A 14,806-nucleotide genomic window follows, 5' to 3' on the forward strand; every position below is an offset into this window, starting at 1 on the left:
GGGCGATTCTCGAATTGATAATGCCCAAAGTGTAGGCCAATACACCGACAAGTGAAGCCGAGTTAGCATTCGCTCACACCCTTGGATTTGCGTAAATTTCTTTGCCAAAAACAACAAGCTCTCGTTTATGCTTGCATCCCTTAACTATTCCGGATTCGTCGAGATGCCCAATAGCCGACTCAACTTAACTCAATTTGAATATGAGACCGACTTGCTATACGGAATCATCGACAGCATTAAGGAAGCCGTTATCGTTTTCGACGCCACATTCACGGTCATCGGCATCAACAGAGCGGCCGAGCTGTTGCTAGGCATTCGCTCAAACCTCAACCTGCCGGCAGTTTGGGGCAATCGGCATTACCTATTTTCACCCGATGGCGTCACGCCCTTTCCAATCGAGCATCTACCGTGTTTTAAGACGGCGAATAGCAGCATGACTGAGACTATCGAATTACTTGTGAAACGCGCCAACGGCACCGAAGTTCCCGTCAGCGTTAGCGGTCGAGGCCTGCCGGATCGGAACGGCGTTATATCGGCATGGCTCGCGGTGCTTGCCGCTACCGACACCTCCCCTAGGGATGCGATCAACAGTATCCCTAATTCGGCAAACACCCTGGCCAACGCTATTGCCATTAGCGAGTATGCCGAAAATTTACTGCTGGAAAAAGAGGCTGCAATTTTAGAGAGCCAACAGATTTTGCGCTCCGTACTCAATCATATGCCCGCAATGATCGGCTACTGGGACAAAAATCTTATCAACAAATTTGGTAATAGAGCCTATGAAGAATGGTTCGGCTTTAGCGCCGAAAACTTGCTTGGCAAACATATACGCGAAGTCATTGGCGACCAGTTATATGTGCTGAATAAACCGTTTATCGATGCTGTGCTCGGCGGACAAGCCCAATATTTCGAGCGTACCATTGTTAATTTTTCGGGTGAAACACGCTATACCCAAACCGCTTATTTGCCCGATGGCCCAGAAGAACAAGTAAAAGGGTTTTTCGTATTGGTCACCGATATTACCGAGTTGAAATTCGTGCAAAAACGTATCGGCGAGTCGGAAGCCAGCCTGCAAGCCATGTACGATAGCCTGCCGTTTTTAGCCTGGATGAAGGACAAAGACGGCAAATATATTCATGCAAACAAGCATTGGCTGCAAGCCGTGAACATCGACAATCTGCAAGATTTAGCCGATGTTACCGATTTCGACATTTGGCCCGAGGACCTGGCTAAGCATTATTTGGCGGTTGATCGCGAGGTAATGAGCACTCGACAACAAGTATCGTTAACCGAGAGAGCTTTCGACGCTGGGCGGGAAACTTGGACTGAAACGATTAAAGCGCCCATCATCGACAACAAGGATAGTGTTCTGGGCACCATCGGCTTGGCCCGAGATATAACCGCAAGCCGCGGTGCGGAAGAACAACTGCGTAATTACAGCGAACGTTTGCGTCTGGCCACCAAAGCAGCGGCAATCGGAATTTGCGAATGGAATCTGAGCTTGGCTGTTGCGGATTGGGATGAACGCATGTACCAGATTTTTGGCATTCCGCCGGGTACACCTATCGATTACCAAACCTGGGCGGACCTAGTGCTTGCCGAAGATTTACCGCATGCCGAAGCCAAACTCCGCAATTTGATTCGAGACCAACAAGAGGAACACTGGGAGTTTAGAATTCGCCGGAAAAGCGACGGCGCATTACGTTTCATTCAGGCTTCGGCAATCATAGCCGGCAATCCCAAAAGCGACGCGCAAAAAATTGTCGGGGTGAATATTGACGTCACCAATTTCAAGTTGATCGAAAACGCCTTACGTGAAAGTGAAGCCCATCTCGCAAATGCCCAAGCGCAGGCTCATTTGGGCAGCTGGTCATTGGATATTGGAGAGAACTCTCTGAAGTGGTCGGATGAAAATTACCGGATTTTCGACACACCGTTGGGTACTCCGATAACTTATGAGGATTTCCTGGCCTGTGTACATCCGGATGATCGTGTGTTTGTTCAAAAAACCTGGCAGGCAGCTATGCAGGGTGAACCTTACGACATCCAACACCGCATCCTGACGAACGGTAAAGTAAAATGGCTAAGGCGGCGCGCCGAACCTGAATTTGCCGGTGACGGTAGCTTGGTGCGCTACATTGGAACCTCTCAGGACATCACCGAACTGAAGGAGATAGAAAAAAACCTGGAATCGTCCCGTTTGCAATTGCGGCAACTGGCAGCACGCCGGGAAAAAGCCAGAGAAGAAGAACGCAAACGCATGGCTCGCGAAGTTCATGACGAACTGGGGCAAATGCTGACCGCATTGCGAATGGAAATTTCGCTGCTGCGCATCAAATTCGCCATCAATAACCAGGGATTGTCTGACCAAATCCGCAACATCATGGAGTTACTGGACCAAACCATTCAGGTTACCCGCGATGTGGCAACGTCTTTACGCCCCTCGGCGATAGAAATGGGTGTAGTGCCGGCTTTGGAGTGGCTGGCAAGAAAATTCTCGGAACAATCCGGCATTCAGTGTGATCTGTCTTATTCGGAAGATGATTTCAATATGGACGAGGAATGTGCAATCGTGATTTTTCGAATCGCCCAGGAATCGCTGACCAATGTGCTGCGGCATGCCGCTGCCAGCAAGGTAAGCGTTTCGGTAAACTTAGATTCCGGCCACTATTGCCTGGAAATTTACGATAATGGTCGCGGCTTTGACGCCAACGCACCCAATAAGACCAAATCTTTTGGCCTGATTGGCATACGGGAACGCTCCCTAATGTTGGGCGGAGAAACAAATATTTCCAGCGTCCCGGGCCAAGGCACCTCCATCCAGGTGCGGATCCCGGTTAACCCTACCAGACAAGAACTATGATTCAACTCATTATCGCCGACGACCATGCCATTGTGCGTGGCGGCCTCAAACAACTGTTCGCGCTCTCCATGGATATAACCGTCGCGGGAGAAGCGGAAAACAGCCAGCAATTGCTGAGTTTTCTCAATGAAAACGCTGTAGACCTGGTGTTACTGGATTTAACCATGCCCGATCTCGGCGGCGTGGAAATGATTAGTCTCATTCGCGGCAAATATCCGGACTTACCCATCCTAATTTTGAGCATGCACAACGAATTGCAAATCGTCTCTCGCGCGTTAAAAGCAGGCGCGAACGGCTATTTGACCAAGGATAACGATCCGGAAACATTGCTGATTGCCATTCGCCGGGTGGCCGCCGGCGGCCGTTATATCGACCCTAAACTTGCCGAAAAGATGGTGTTTGAATTCGAAGGTTCGGTGCAAAGCAAACCCCATGAGAAATTATCCGAACGCGAGTTTCAAATCTTACAGTTACTGGCCAAGGGTCAAAGCCTAAACGACATCGGCCGCGACCTGTCCATTAGCAATAAGACCGTCAGTACTTACAAAGCTCGGTTGTTTGAAAAGTTGCACATCAGCAATAACGCCGAATTGATCCGCTACTACGATGCACATCGGCTAAATATATAACCCCATTGCCTGATACAAATAGAACTGTTTTAACGGTTGGCCAGTTTAGAATTTGAAGCTATTGCGACACCATCGAGAAGCCGGTCATAGCGGCCGACAAATTGGACATCAACAAGCATCAAACCGCTGTTTTTCTGCGGTTTTCTCCGCAGGTATTTGCCAAATTAATTACCGGACAGCGCGCCTAGCAGCCGCATCTTGCTGCAATCCGCAGTATAATGCGCCGTTTTTCCTGCTAGACATCTGATTTATGAGTCAACAAAGAAAAGCAGTGGCGCTGATTTCCGGCGGCCTGGATTCCATGCTGGCCAGCCAGGCCATTATGGAGCAAGGCATCCACGTCGAGGGCATCAACTTTTTCACCGGCTTTTGCGTGGAAGGCCACACCCACGCCATTCGCAAACAAGACACCGATAAGGTCAAGCGTAACAACTCGTTATGGGTTGCCGAGCAGCTGGGCATCAAACTGCACATCATCGATATTATCGAAGAATACAAGCAAGTACTGCTCAACCCCAAGCACGGCTACGGCGCCAACCTGAACCCCTGCCTGGACTGCAAGATTTTCATGGTGAATAAGGCCAAACAGTGGATGCAGGAAAACGGCTTCGATTTCATCATCACCGGCGAAGTGGTCGGCCAACGGCCCATGTCGCAGCGCAAGCAAACCATGCCCATCGTCGCCGCCGAATCCGGAGCCGACGATTTACTGGTCAGACCCTTATCCGCTCAAAACTTACCCGCCACCTTACCGGAACGCGAAGGCTGGATCAGCCGCGACAAGCTGTTCGGCTTCAGCGGCCGCTCCCGCAAACCGCAAATGGAACTGGCAAGGGAATACGGCTTTACCGACTACGCGCAACCAGCCGGCGGCTGCTGCTTTTTAACCGACGAAGCTTATTCGTTAAAACTGGTGGATTTGTGGAAAGCGCGCGGCGAACGCGATTACGATCTGGACGACGTGATGCTGTTGAAAGTGGGCAGACATATTCGCCCCAAACCGCATTTCAAAGTCATCGTGGCTCGCGAGGACGGCGAAGCCCGCTTCATGAGTGGCTATAAAAAAGTGTTTGTCAGCATGAACTGCGCCAGCCATCGCGGCCCGCTGGCCTTGATCGACGGCACGCCTAGCGAAGACGATCTGCTGCAGGCGGCGCAGATTACCGCGCGCTACGGCCAAGGCCGCGAAGCCGAGCAGGTGGAAGTGACCATTCGTGATCGCGAAGGCAATGAGCGCAATGTGTTCGTTAAGCCCTTGCTCGCCGACGAAATTCCGGAGGCTTGGTTCGTATGAGTGAACATGTTTTGAACGCCCGCCGCCTGCTCTGCCCGCTGCCGGTGATCCGCACTCAGGACAAGGTCAAAACCCTGCAAGCCGGCGACGTGTTGACGGTGGAATGTACCGATCCCGGTGTGATGCAGGATATTCCGGCTTGGTGTCGGATTAATGGGCATCGGGTTTTGGATACACGAGTTGTCGATGGTGAGTATGTGATTGTGTTGGAAGTGGGCTAAGTTGGTTGTGTCGCTATCGCGACGGATTAATTTGATGTCGGGTCTCGGCCCGACAGCCGAGATACTTTCTTTTGCATCGCCAAAAGAAAGTATCCAAAGAAAAGGCGACCCGGATGCCGCTTTGATCCTGCGCGCCGAAGCTTTCGACGGGGATCGACAGAAGGGGCTTCCTGCCCCTCTGTCGATGTGCGGCATCCCTGCCGCACCCCTACGGGCTATTCCCGCCGAAAGCTCCGGTGCTCGGCGCGGCATACGGGAGGAAAAACCGTCGTGACAGAAATGAACGATTTATTTGCGAACACTGGACGATATGCAGAAACCATTAAATACTCGTTAGGCGCAATATGACTTGTTACACAGAATGCGATTGTTGCTGTAGCGCGGAAGGGCACGAATTCGATGAGATAATCTCCGAGGAAACTCTAATCGAAGTGTCAGCGAAAGATTTAGCGCATTCGAATTTAGGCTGGTTCTGTGGTTTCGATGATCTAAAAAATGGGGCGTGGCCGATTTCAGAAAATGATGGCGTCTATTTGCTTTGGGAGAAAAACGATTATTGTCCCAAGCATGATCGATTTCATGCAAGGGCGCTTTATGTAGGTAAAGGTTTCGTGAAAAAGCGAATCTTCGATCACGCCAAAAACAAGGGATTCACCGAAGATAATATCGTCTATTTTACATTTATTGACATCGCCAACAGAAAGGCCAAGTACGTAGAACAGCTCTTGCTCGACCTTTATGATTTTCCGTTGAACAAAGCAGAGAATCTTGGAACAGGTAGGTTTTGCGGTTACATCACGCAGAGTGAAGCCGATCTTGGCTTTTCCAATTAGAAAGTGCCTAACAAGGCCATGAGATCAGATGCAATAGACTCCGCATCGCTTGCGCATGGCCACCCGAAGCCCGGTAGATCACGTTGCCGCGATAGCGCTTATGTAACAATCAAAGTCCTATAGGGTACGTATCACGTACCTTATGATTAACAAAAGTTAGAGCAATATATGTTTAGTCGGAAATTAGTTGTATCGCTTTCAGTGTTATTTACGGTTAGCCCAACAGCTTATCCATGCAAACGCCCAGATTTCGAAGCATTGATTCATATGAATCAACATGAATTAAGGCAAGATGGGTGCGTCAAAGAGCATGTAAAACTACATTTAAAGAATCAACCCATTAAGGTAATTAAAATTGCGGAAAAACTAAAGCGCAAAGGGCTCCTTGACGGGCCTTCTCTTGAAGTAGAAGCTTCAGCTTTTTATGATCTTGGGTTGTATAGCGACGCATTAAAGGCACATCTATTGTCAAAAACAACACCTGTGCAATGTAAAACATTCTCGCCCTGTGTTTGGAAATATTGGGATGGTGATGATCGCTGGATAAACTCTTTTTATTACCAAGCCAATGGTGATATACGCAAGGCGGAAGAAGAATTGAAAGCCGGTGATTTTGATTTTTTTAAATCATGCCAAAGGGATGATCCGCGTATTGAAACGGCTAATTATTGTTCCGAGGTACGTAATCGGTTAGTTAATTCTATTAAATCTAGTTTTAGCAAGTAACGCGGTAAGGCGCAATCTGTAGGGCATCAATAGGCGTAGCCGTATTGCGCCGCATGTTGGTCTTCGATTATTCGGTGCATTACGCTATCGCTAATGCACCCTACGGCGGATGAAGAAAGCACTTTGGCTTTTGATCCTGGGACGGTTTTGTCCCGTATGCCGCGCCGAGCACCGGAGCTTTTGAGCGGAATAGCCCGTAGGGGCGATGCAGGGATGCATCGCGTTGCCGAAGGGGCAGGAAGCCCCTTTCGGCAACCCCGTTCAAAAGCTCCGGAGCGCAGGGAATAAGCGGCATCCGGGTGTCTTTTCTTTTGGGTACTTTTCTTTGGACAAGCAAAGAAAAGTACCCCGGCTGTCGGGCCGAGACCCGACTTTAAAATTACCGTCGCGACAGCGACACAACAAAAACGGTTAATCAGTCTTACAAGGTAAACAATGGCAGTTGGAGACACCTCATTCCCTGAAATGCATGCCGTTCCCGGCATCAAACTCGGCACCTGCAATGCCGGCATCAAGCAAACCGTCCGCGACGATATTTTAGTCATCGAAATGGCGGACGGTGGCAGCTGCGCAGCAGTATTTACCCAAAATGCCTTTTGTGCGGCACCGGTGCATATCGCCAAAGCGCATTTGTCGCAAAACCCGCGCTGGTTGCTGGTCAATTCCGGCAACGCCAATGCCGGCACCGGCAAGCAAGGCCTGCAAGATGCCTTCGCCTGCTGCGCCAATCTGGCCGGCGAAGTCGAGGCCTTGGCACAACAAGTGTTGCCGTTCTCGACCGGCGTCATCGGTGAACCGCTTCCCGTGGAAAAACTCACGACAGCGTTGCCGAGCGCCGTCGCGAATTTGGCCGAAGCGCATTGGGATAAAGCCGCACGCGCCATCATGACGACAGACACCTTCCCCAAGGGCGCATCGGCAGTGATCCATATAGCCGGCCATCCGGTGACGATTACCGGGATTTCCAAGGGCGCCGGCATGATCCAACCCAATATGGCCACCATGCTGGGTTTTGTGGCTACCGATGCCAGTATCGAACAATCTTTGTTACAACAATGTTTGTCTGCGGCAGCGGAAAAATCTTTTAATCGCATTACCGTGGACGGTGATACCTCCACTAACGACGCCTGCGTGGTATTGGCCAGCGGGAACAGCGCAGCCCCGGAAATTTTGGCCGACTCCACAGAGTATGCGACCTTCGCCGAGGCCGTGATGTCGGTTTGCAAACGCCTGGCAGAACTGATTATTCGCGACGGCGAAGGCGCTACCAAACTGATGCGCATAGTGGTCGAACAAGCGCGCGACAGCGCCGAAGCGGTTCAGGTTGCTAAAACCATCGCCCATTCGCCCCTGGTTAAAACCGCCTTCTTCGCCAGCGACCCCAACTGGGGCCGGATTCTGGCCGCTGTCGGACGTGCGGGAGTCGAAAACATGGATCTGGATAAAATTGAAATTTATCTAGGCACCGTGTGCATCGTCGAAAACGGCGGCAGAGCTCGCTCGTACACCGAGCAAGACGGCCAACGCGTGATGAATCAGGAGGAAATAGTTGTCACCGTCAGACTAGGTCGCGGCGTGATTAGCGAGGAAGTGCTGACTTGCGACTTTTCTTACGATTACGTAAAAATCAACGCGGAATACCGTACCTAAGCGCGGAAAAACCATGTCCTCCCATAACCAGCGCCTGCATGTCGCGGTCGGCGTGATCCGCGACGGCGACGGCAGGATTTTGATTACCCAACGGGCCAAGCACGCGCATCAAGGCGGTTTGTGGGAGTTTCCGGGCGGCAAGCTGGAACCCGGCGAACCGGTGAGACAGGCACTGGCCCGAGAACTGGCGGAAGAACTCGGTATCGAGGTACAGACCGCTGCACCGCTGATCAAAATCAAGCACGATTACGGTGACAGGCATGTGCTGCTGGATGTTTGGAATGTCACGGGGTTTGCCGGCCAGGCCAGAGGCTGCGAAGGCCAGGCGATGCGCTGGATTAAAGTAGAACAACTGCAGGACTTCAGCTTTCCCGCCGCCAACCTGCCTATTATCGCCGCTGCGCAACTCCCACACTATTACGCCATTCTGGAAGGCCGCAGCGCTACCGAAGCATGGGACAATTGCCGACGAATTTTGGCAACTGGCATCAAACTGCTGCAGTTTCGGGTCAAGTCTTTGCCGCATGCCGATTTGCAAAGTGTATTGGACCAAGTTTCTCAGCTTTGCCTGCAGCAGCAAGTCAGCTTGCTGGTCAACGCCGACTTGCCGGTCCATACCGCCAATGCGCAAGGCCTACACTTAAGCAGCCGAGCCTTGCTAGCCAGTCATGAACGGCCAAACGGCTATCGCTGGGTAGCGGCGTCTTGTCATAACCTCGATGAACTGCGACACGCGGAAACGCTAGGCCTGGATTTTGCGGTTTTAGCGCCAGTGCAAGCGACCGCATCCCATCCGGACGCCGCGCCCTTAGGCTGGCAAGCCTTGACCGAACTGCTCGATCAAATCAATTTACCGGTGTTTGCTTTGGGTGGATTGGGGCCGCGTGACCTGGATCGAGCACTTGCAGCCGGCGCACAAGGTGTGGCCGGCATCAGCGCATTTTTAGCGGCAGATTAGGCCGATAAAATCGGCTTAGGTGATTTTTGAGAAAGTTTGTACCCATTTGCAATGCGAAATATGTCGTTCGCTGAGCGGAGCCGAAGCGAACGGAAAAATGCTTGGTTTGGGTACATTTTTTGCCATAAATAGGCTTAGTAGGATTCGAAATCCGCGCCGTCGTCGTCTTCGCTAAGCAAGGGTGGACCAGGGATTTTATGGGCTTCGGTAGCCCAATCGCCTAAATCGATCATTTTGCAACGCTCGGAACAGAACGGCTTGAATTTTTCGGCAGCCGTCCAGACTACCGGTTTGCGGCAAGTGGGGCATGCCACCATCGGCTGAGTATTCGTGCCCATCAAAACATACAGCGGGTCAAGGAGAACTCAATATCGTCGAGCACCTGTCCAGGCCGGTTTTCATCGACAGACGGATTCATAAAGCGAATGCTGAAGCGATGCTTGCCGCCGCTAATTTCGGCAAAACAAGGCGTATCGGCAGCCAGCCCGACCCGTAGCAATTGCACCGGATGATTTTTATTATCCAGTGCCAATTGAAAAAATCCGGCCTTGGCCAGTTCCTGAGTCGGCATACTGCTTTGCCGAATAAAGCCCAATATCAAATCGATGGCTACCCGAATATCGACGAACGGCTGAGTCCAGCGCTCCAGGTCTTTTTGCTGCTCGGCTTCGTGTTGCTCCAGCCAATAATGAAAAGCCGGCAAATCAAAGGAACAGCTGCCTCCGGGTATGGAATTGCGCTGTGAGATACTTTGAAATAAATCGCTCTCCATCACGCTGATGCCGATTTTGCCGTTCGCGCTATACAGATTGCGGCTGGCTTGATTCAGCTCAAGCAGAATTTCCTGCAGTTTTTCGTCGTCAACACCATGACTATGCGCCAGTTGATTCAGTACTTTGGTGTGTCTATCCAGTTCCTTGATTAATTCCGACTTCAAGTCGCTGCGGCTGAATATCATCAGGATGTCGAGTAAAACCGAAATAGCGGCGCGTTTATCGAAAACCGAAGCGCCCAACATGAAGTGACTGAGCTGTTGAAAGAGTTGCTCCAAGCGCATAAACACCCGAATTCGTTCATTAAGAGGGAATTCGTAGATAGTTTGTGTATTCAAGCCGATTGTGTCCTGACGGTGGCTAATAAAATGTAGGAATTGTGCAGTCTTTTAACCTGTTCTGCAAGTTGCTCGGGGCTGGCGATATTCTCGACGACATCGTCCGCCTTGCTTAAACGCTCTTGGCGCGACATTTGGCTATCGATGATGGCTTGCACTTGCTGGCGCGTGAGCTTATCGCGCGCAATAACCCGCGCTATTTGTGCATCCACCGGGCAATCGACCAGCAACACCCGATCCATAGCATAAGCATTTTTCGACTCCAGTAACAACGGCACGGCAATCACGCAATATTCGGCGGTTAAAGCGCTAACATCGGCCGCGATTTGCGCATACACCAAAGGATGCATGATGCCGTCGAGTTCGCGCTTGCTATCCACATCGGCAAATACCGCATCGCGCAGCTTGGCGCGATTCAAGCTACCGTCCCGGTTAAGCATCTGTAGCCCGAACGACGCAGCGATCATCGACAAGGCCGGCTTCCCAGGCTCTACCAACTGCCTGGCAATCAAATCTGCATCGACAATGGGCACACCAAACTCGGCAAACAAACGGCAGACCGTGGATTTACCGCTGCCTATGCCACCCGTCAGACCTATCTTCAGCATCGCCTACAAACCGGCAGTATGCAAATATAAGGCATTCATCTCTGCTCCGAACAGCATGGCCAACCAACCGGCCATGGCCAGATACGGCCCAAAAGGTATCGGTTTGCCGGCATCGCGCTTACCGAACACAATCATCGTAATGCCGACAACCGCGCCCACCAGCGATGACAATAGAATAATCAGCGGCAGATATTGCCAACCCAGCCAGGCACCGAACAGCGCCAGCAGTTTGAAATCGCCGTAACCCATGCCTTCTTTACCGGTCAGTAACTTGAAAAGCTGATAAACACTCCACAGACTCAAATAGCCGGCAATCGCACCGATAATCGCATCCTGGCTATTGCTGTATATATCAAACAGGCTTAGCAATAAACCCAGCCACAGCATCGGCAAGGTGATCGAATCGGGTAACAGTTGCTGATCAATATCGATAAAACTCAGCGCGATCAAGCTCCAAGTCAATGGCAGTGCAAACGCCAACGCCCAGCCGTAGCCGAAATGCCAGGCCACTATAGCCGAACACAAACCGGTAAACGCTTCGATCAAAGGGTAACGCCAGGCGATTTTTACTCCGCATTTCGCACACTTGCCGCCCAACAACAGATAACTGATGACCGGAATATTTTGATAGGCTTTAATCTCGGTTTTACACGATGGGCAGTGCGAAGCTGGCAACATCAGGTTAAATACTGCCGCTTCCTCGTCCTGCGGCAACTGCAGATATTCTTGACACTCGCGCCGCCAACCGGCTTGCATCATGACCGGCAAACGATAGATCACCACGTTCAGAAAACTGCCGACCAATAGGCCCAACACGCAAACGACGCTAATCAGAAATAGGGGATATTGTTGTAGAGTGGCAAGAACCATGGTGGGGATAAACTGTGTGTAATTCGGCCCCGCTGCCGAGCGCTACATTAGCCGGCAGCGGGGAATGGCAAACAAGCTAAATTGCCGCGCCCAGTTTGAAGATAGGCAGATACATCGCGACGATCAAACCGCCGACCAGGATACCCAAGATCACCATGATGATAGGCTCCATCAAACTGCTCAAGTTATCGACCAGGTTATCCACCTCTTCTTCGTAAAAATCCGCGACCTTATCCAACATGGCATCAATGGAACCGGACTCCTCACCGATTGCCACCATCTGCACCACCATGTTGGGAAACATGCCAGTGGATTCCAGCGCAAATTTCAATTGCTGACCGGTGGAGACGTCGTCGCGCACAGCCATCACCGCCTCGTAAAACAAGATATTGCCGCAGGCTCCCGCAACCGACACCAAGGCTTCAACCAAGGGCACGCCGGCCGCCGACATGGTCGAAAGAGTCCTGGCAAAACGAGCGATGGCCGACTTCTCCAAAATCATCCCCACTACCGGGATTTTTAGTAAGGTCTTATCCAGAAAATGGTTAAACGCTTTGGATCGTTTTTTAAAATAATTAAATACGTAAGCGGTAATAACAATAACGCCCACCACTGCCCACCACCATTCCTGCACCCAGGCCGATAGCTCAATAACGAATTGGGTAAAAGCGGGTAGGTCCGCACCAAAACCTTTAAACAAATCCTCGAACACCGGCACTACGAAAATCAGCAAAATCGCGGTGACGATAAAAGCAACTACCAACACAGCAATCGGGTAGGTTAGCGCTTTTTTAACCTTCTTCTTGATGGATTCGGTTTTTTCCTTATAGGTCGCAATTTTATCCAGCAAGGTCTCCAAGACCCCGGCATGCTCGCCCGCTTCGACCAGATTGCAGAACAAGGCGTCGAAATATAGCGGCTTGCGATTCAAGGCTTGCGCCAAGGTATCGCCACCTTCGACGTCGGTTTTGATCGCTAGCAGTAACTCCGACATGCTGGCGTTGTCGTGCCCCTTGCCGATAATATCGAACGATTGCACCAGGGGTACGCCGGCCGCCAGCATGGTAGCCAATTGCCTGGCAAATATCGCGATATCGCCGGGCGTGATTTTCTGCACTCTGGGACTGAACAAGGGTTTGGACTTGGCTTTGATACCGATGACCCGAATCCCCATCCGCCGCAATTCGGCGCGCGCGATCACCTCGCTTTTGGCGCTGATCGTGCCTTTGGTTTTTTTGTTTTGCCTATCAAAGCCGTCCCAATTGAACTCGATTTGCTCTTCTTGCTTTGCCATGATTATTCCTTGGTGACCCGGTCAATTTCTTGCAGCGAGGTAATGCCTTGCTTAATTTTTAACAGCCCCGACATTCTTAAATCGTTGATACCTTCAGATTTTGACAATTCCGCCATTTGCATCGAGTTGCCGCCATTCAAAATCAGCGCCCGCATTTTTTCGGTAATGGGCATCACCTGATAGATCCCCACCCGGCCTTTGTAGCCGTTATTGCAATGTTCGCAACCCACCGGGCCGTAAACTTTAAACGTACCGATTTCTTCCTGCTTAAAGCCGGCCGATAACAGTGCACTCTCCGGATAATCGACTTCCTGCTTGCAATGTTCGCATAAACGCCGCGCTAGCCGCTGCGCCATGATCAAAACCACCGCGGAAACGATATTGAACGGCTCGATGCCCATTTGCACCAGACGGTTGATGGTTTGCGGCGCATCATTTGTGTGCAGTGTCGATAGCACCATGTGACCAGTCTGCGCAGCCTTAACCGCAATACTGGCGGTTTCCAAGTCGCGAATCTCGCCGACCATAATGATGTCAGGGTCTTGCCGCAAAAACGCCCGCAGCGCCTCGGCAAAGGTCAGGCCAGCTTTAGGGTTGACGTTGACCTGATTGATACCTTCCACGGTGATCTCTACAGGATCTTCGGCGGTGGAAATATTGGTTTCGATGCTGTTTAGAATATTTAGCCCGGTATATAGCGATACGGTTTTACCGCTACCGGTCGGCCCGGTCACCAACACCATGCCGTAAGGTTTATGGATCGCTTCCAAAAAGTTTTTCTGCTGCTCGGGTTCGAAACCGAGCTTCTCGATACCGATCTGCGCACTGGTTGGATCAAGAATCCGCATTACCACTTTTTCGCCGAACAGCGTCGGACAGGTGTTAACCCGAAAATCAATAGCCCGATTCTTGGAAATCTGCATCTTGATCCGGCCGTCCTGCGGTACCCGCCGTTCGGCGATGTCCATGCGCGACATGACTTTCAGCCGGGAAATAATCCGGTTAGAGATACCTACCGGCGGACTGGCCACTTCCGACAAAATACCGTCAGCCCGAAAACGGATACGGAATTTTTTCTCGAAGGGCTCCAGGTGTATATCCGACACCCCGCGTTTGATCGAATCCAGCAAAATCTTATTCACAAAGCGCACGATGGGCGCGTCGTCAATGTCCGAGCCCATCGCTTCGTCAGCTGGTTTGCTATCGTCACCTGAGGATATATCGATATTGTCCAGATCGTCGTCCAACAGATCCTTCATCGACGTATCAGCCGCTTCCAGCGCTGTGTCTATCATTCTGATCAACTTGTCTTCTTCGACCAGAATATTTTCGGTATTGTGCCGCGTATGGAACTTGATCTCGTCCAGCGCCTGAAAATTGGTCGGATCGGCGGTTGCAACAAACAAGCGGTTGCCGCGTTTGAATAAGGGCAAGGCGTGATGCTGGCGAATCAATTTCTCGCTGACCAACTTGATCGGCAAGAATGAAGGATCTATGGCATCCAGATCGAAAAACGGTACGCCAAACTCCGCTGAAGCCAGTGCCGCCACGGTTTTACTGTCAGTATACTTGTGCTCTACCAAATAGCTGATGAAGGCTTGTTTGCGCTTCTGCGCCTCCTGCAAGCAGGTTGCCGCCGATTCTTCGGTCAACAAACCTTTCTGAATCAGGCATTTGACCAAGCCGCTGAAATGGATGTTAGAAGGTGCTGTCGCCATGAAAAAAAGTCTGGATTGGTTTTTACTGCAA

Annotated in this window: 14 protein-coding genes; 8 read left to right on the forward strand and 6 right to left on the reverse strand. The window is 51.2% G+C overall.

All coding sequences use genetic code 11. From position 1 onward, the window contains the following. The first annotated feature begins 127 nt into the window (after window positions 1-127). The 8 genes from EBA_RS20715 to EBA_RS20750 all read left to right on the forward strand — a co-directional run bounded on the left by EBA_RS20715 (window position 128) and on the right by EBA_RS20750 (window position 9,174). Entirely contained in the window at window positions 128-2,863 is a 2,736-nt protein-coding gene (locus tag EBA_RS20715; RefSeq protein ID WP_192376474.1) for a sensor histidine kinase, read from the forward strand. Next, window positions 2,860-3,492: a response regulator gene (locus EBA_RS20720; RefSeq protein ID WP_192376475.1), complete on the forward strand. Its 633-nt coding sequence runs from the start codon at window positions 2,860-2,862 to the stop codon at window positions 3,490-3,492. The genes EBA_RS20715 and EBA_RS20720 overlap by 4 nt, the downstream gene beginning before the upstream one ends. Window positions 3,493-3,742: 250 nt before the next feature. Further along, window positions 3,743-4,786, forward strand: coding sequence for a tRNA (5-methylaminomethyl-2-thiouridylate)-methyltransferase (locus EBA_RS20725; RefSeq protein WP_192376476.1), 1,044 nt, complete (start codon window positions 3,743-3,745; stop codon window positions 4,784-4,786). Then, entirely contained in the window at window positions 4,783-5,007 is a 225-nt protein-coding gene (locus EBA_RS20730; RefSeq protein ID WP_192376477.1) for a sulfurtransferase TusA family protein, read from the forward strand. The genes EBA_RS20725 and EBA_RS20730 overlap by 4 nt, the downstream gene beginning before the upstream one ends. A gap of 431 nt (window positions 5,008-5,438) precedes the next feature. Beyond that, window positions 5,439-5,840 (forward strand): hypothetical protein, encoded by a 402-nt coding sequence (locus tag EBA_RS20735; protein WP_192376478.1) that lies wholly within the window; start codon window positions 5,439-5,441, stop codon window positions 5,838-5,840. Window positions 5,841-6,107: 267 nt separating this feature from the next. Further along, window positions 6,108-6,566, forward strand: a complete 459-nt coding sequence (locus EBA_RS20740) for a hypothetical protein (RefSeq protein ID WP_192376479.1) — start codon at window positions 6,108-6,110, stop codon at window positions 6,564-6,566. 435 nt (window positions 6,567-7,001) lie between these two features. After that, the gene (argJ, locus tag EBA_RS20745) at window positions 7,002-8,216 is read left to right on the forward strand and encodes a bifunctional glutamate N-acetyltransferase/amino-acid acetyltransferase ArgJ (RefSeq protein ID WP_192376480.1); all 1,215 of its coding nucleotides are present in this window, start codon (window positions 7,002-7,004) and stop codon (window positions 8,214-8,216) included. 13 nt (window positions 8,217-8,229) lie between these two features. After that, the gene (locus EBA_RS20750) at window positions 8,230-9,174 is read left to right on the forward strand and encodes a Nudix family hydrolase (protein ID WP_192376481.1); all 945 of its coding nucleotides are present in this window, start codon (window positions 8,230-8,232) and stop codon (window positions 9,172-9,174) included. 134 nt (window positions 9,175-9,308) lie between these two features. Here EBA_RS20750 and yacG read toward each other — a convergent pair whose 3' ends face one another. The 6 genes from yacG to pilB all read right to left on the reverse strand — a co-directional run bounded on the left by yacG (window position 9,309) and on the right by pilB (window position 14,775). After that, window positions 9,309-9,491 carry a DNA gyrase inhibitor YacG gene (gene yacG, locus EBA_RS20755; protein WP_229427410.1) on the reverse strand — a complete coding sequence of 61 codons (183 nt, stop codon included), beginning with the start codon at window positions 9,489-9,491 and terminating at the stop codon, window positions 9,309-9,311. A gap of 20 nt (window positions 9,492-9,511) precedes the next feature. Further along, window positions 9,512-10,285: a cell division protein ZapD gene (gene zapD, locus EBA_RS20760; protein WP_192376483.1), complete on the reverse strand. Its 774-nt coding sequence runs from the start codon at window positions 10,283-10,285 to the stop codon at window positions 9,512-9,514. Beyond that, window positions 10,282-10,893, reverse strand: coding sequence for a dephospho-CoA kinase (coaE, locus tag EBA_RS20765; protein ID WP_192376484.1), 612 nt, complete (start codon window positions 10,891-10,893; stop codon window positions 10,282-10,284). Before coaE ends, zapD begins: the two co-directional genes overlap by 4 nt. 3 nt (window positions 10,894-10,896) lie before the next feature. Beyond that, entirely contained in the window at window positions 10,897-11,763 is an 867-nt protein-coding gene (locus EBA_RS20770; protein ID WP_192376485.1) for a prepilin peptidase, read from the reverse strand. A 76-nt stretch (window positions 11,764-11,839) separates the two neighbouring features. Then, window positions 11,840-13,057, reverse strand: a complete 1,218-nt coding sequence (locus tag EBA_RS20775) for a type II secretion system F family protein (protein ID WP_192376486.1) — start codon at window positions 13,055-13,057, stop codon at window positions 11,840-11,842. A gap of 2 nt (window positions 13,058-13,059) precedes the next feature. After that, the gene (pilB, locus tag EBA_RS20780) at window positions 13,060-14,775 is read right to left on the reverse strand and encodes a type IV-A pilus assembly ATPase PilB (protein ID WP_225616383.1); all 1,716 of its coding nucleotides are present in this window, start codon (window positions 14,773-14,775) and stop codon (window positions 13,060-13,062) included. Window positions 14,776-14,806 lie beyond the last annotated feature (31 nt).

The sequence above is a fragment of the Methylomonas albis genome (assembly GCF_014850955.1).
Classification (GTDB): Bacteria; Pseudomonadota; Gammaproteobacteria; order Methylococcales; family Methylomonadaceae; genus Methylomonas; species Methylomonas albis.

Coding starts and splice junctions, on each gene's coding strand:
- EBA_RS20720 (WP_192376475.1), top strand. CDS start 2,860: ATGATTCAACTCATTATCGCCGACGACCATGCCATTGTGCGTGGCGGC.
- EBA_RS20740 (WP_192376479.1), top strand. CDS start 6,108: ATGAATCAACATGAATTAAGGCAAGATGGGTGCGTCAAAGAGCATGTA.
- EBA_RS20775 (WP_192376486.1), bottom strand. CDS start 13,057: ATGGCAAAGCAAGAAGAGCAAATCGAGTTCAATTGGGACGGCTTTGAT.
- yacG (WP_229427410.1), bottom strand. CDS start 9,491: ATGGTGGCATGCCCCACTTGCCGCAAACCGGTAGTCTGGACGGCTGCC.
- EBA_RS20770 (WP_192376485.1), bottom strand. CDS start 11,763: ATGGTTCTTGCCACTCTACAACAATATCCCCTATTTCTGATTAGCGTC.
- EBA_RS20750 (WP_192376481.1), top strand. CDS start 8,230: ATGTCCTCCCATAACCAGCGCCTGCATGTCGCGGTCGGCGTGATCCGC.
- EBA_RS20715 (WP_192376474.1), top strand. CDS start 128: ATGCTTGCATCCCTTAACTATTCCGGATTCGTCGAGATGCCCAATAGC.
- EBA_RS20730 (WP_192376477.1), top strand. CDS start 4,783: ATGAGTGAACATGTTTTGAACGCCCGCCGCCTGCTCTGCCCGCTGCCG.
- EBA_RS20725 (WP_192376476.1), top strand. CDS start 3,743: ATGAGTCAACAAAGAAAAGCAGTGGCGCTGATTTCCGGCGGCCTGGAT.
- coaE (WP_192376484.1), bottom strand. CDS start 10,893: ATGCTGAAGATAGGTCTGACGGGTGGCATAGGCAGCGGTAAATCCACG.
- pilB (WP_225616383.1), bottom strand. CDS start 14,775: ATGGCGACAGCACCTTCTAACATCCATTTCAGCGGCTTGGTCAAATGC.
- argJ (WP_192376480.1), top strand. CDS start 7,002: ATGGCAGTTGGAGACACCTCATTCCCTGAAATGCATGCCGTTCCCGGC.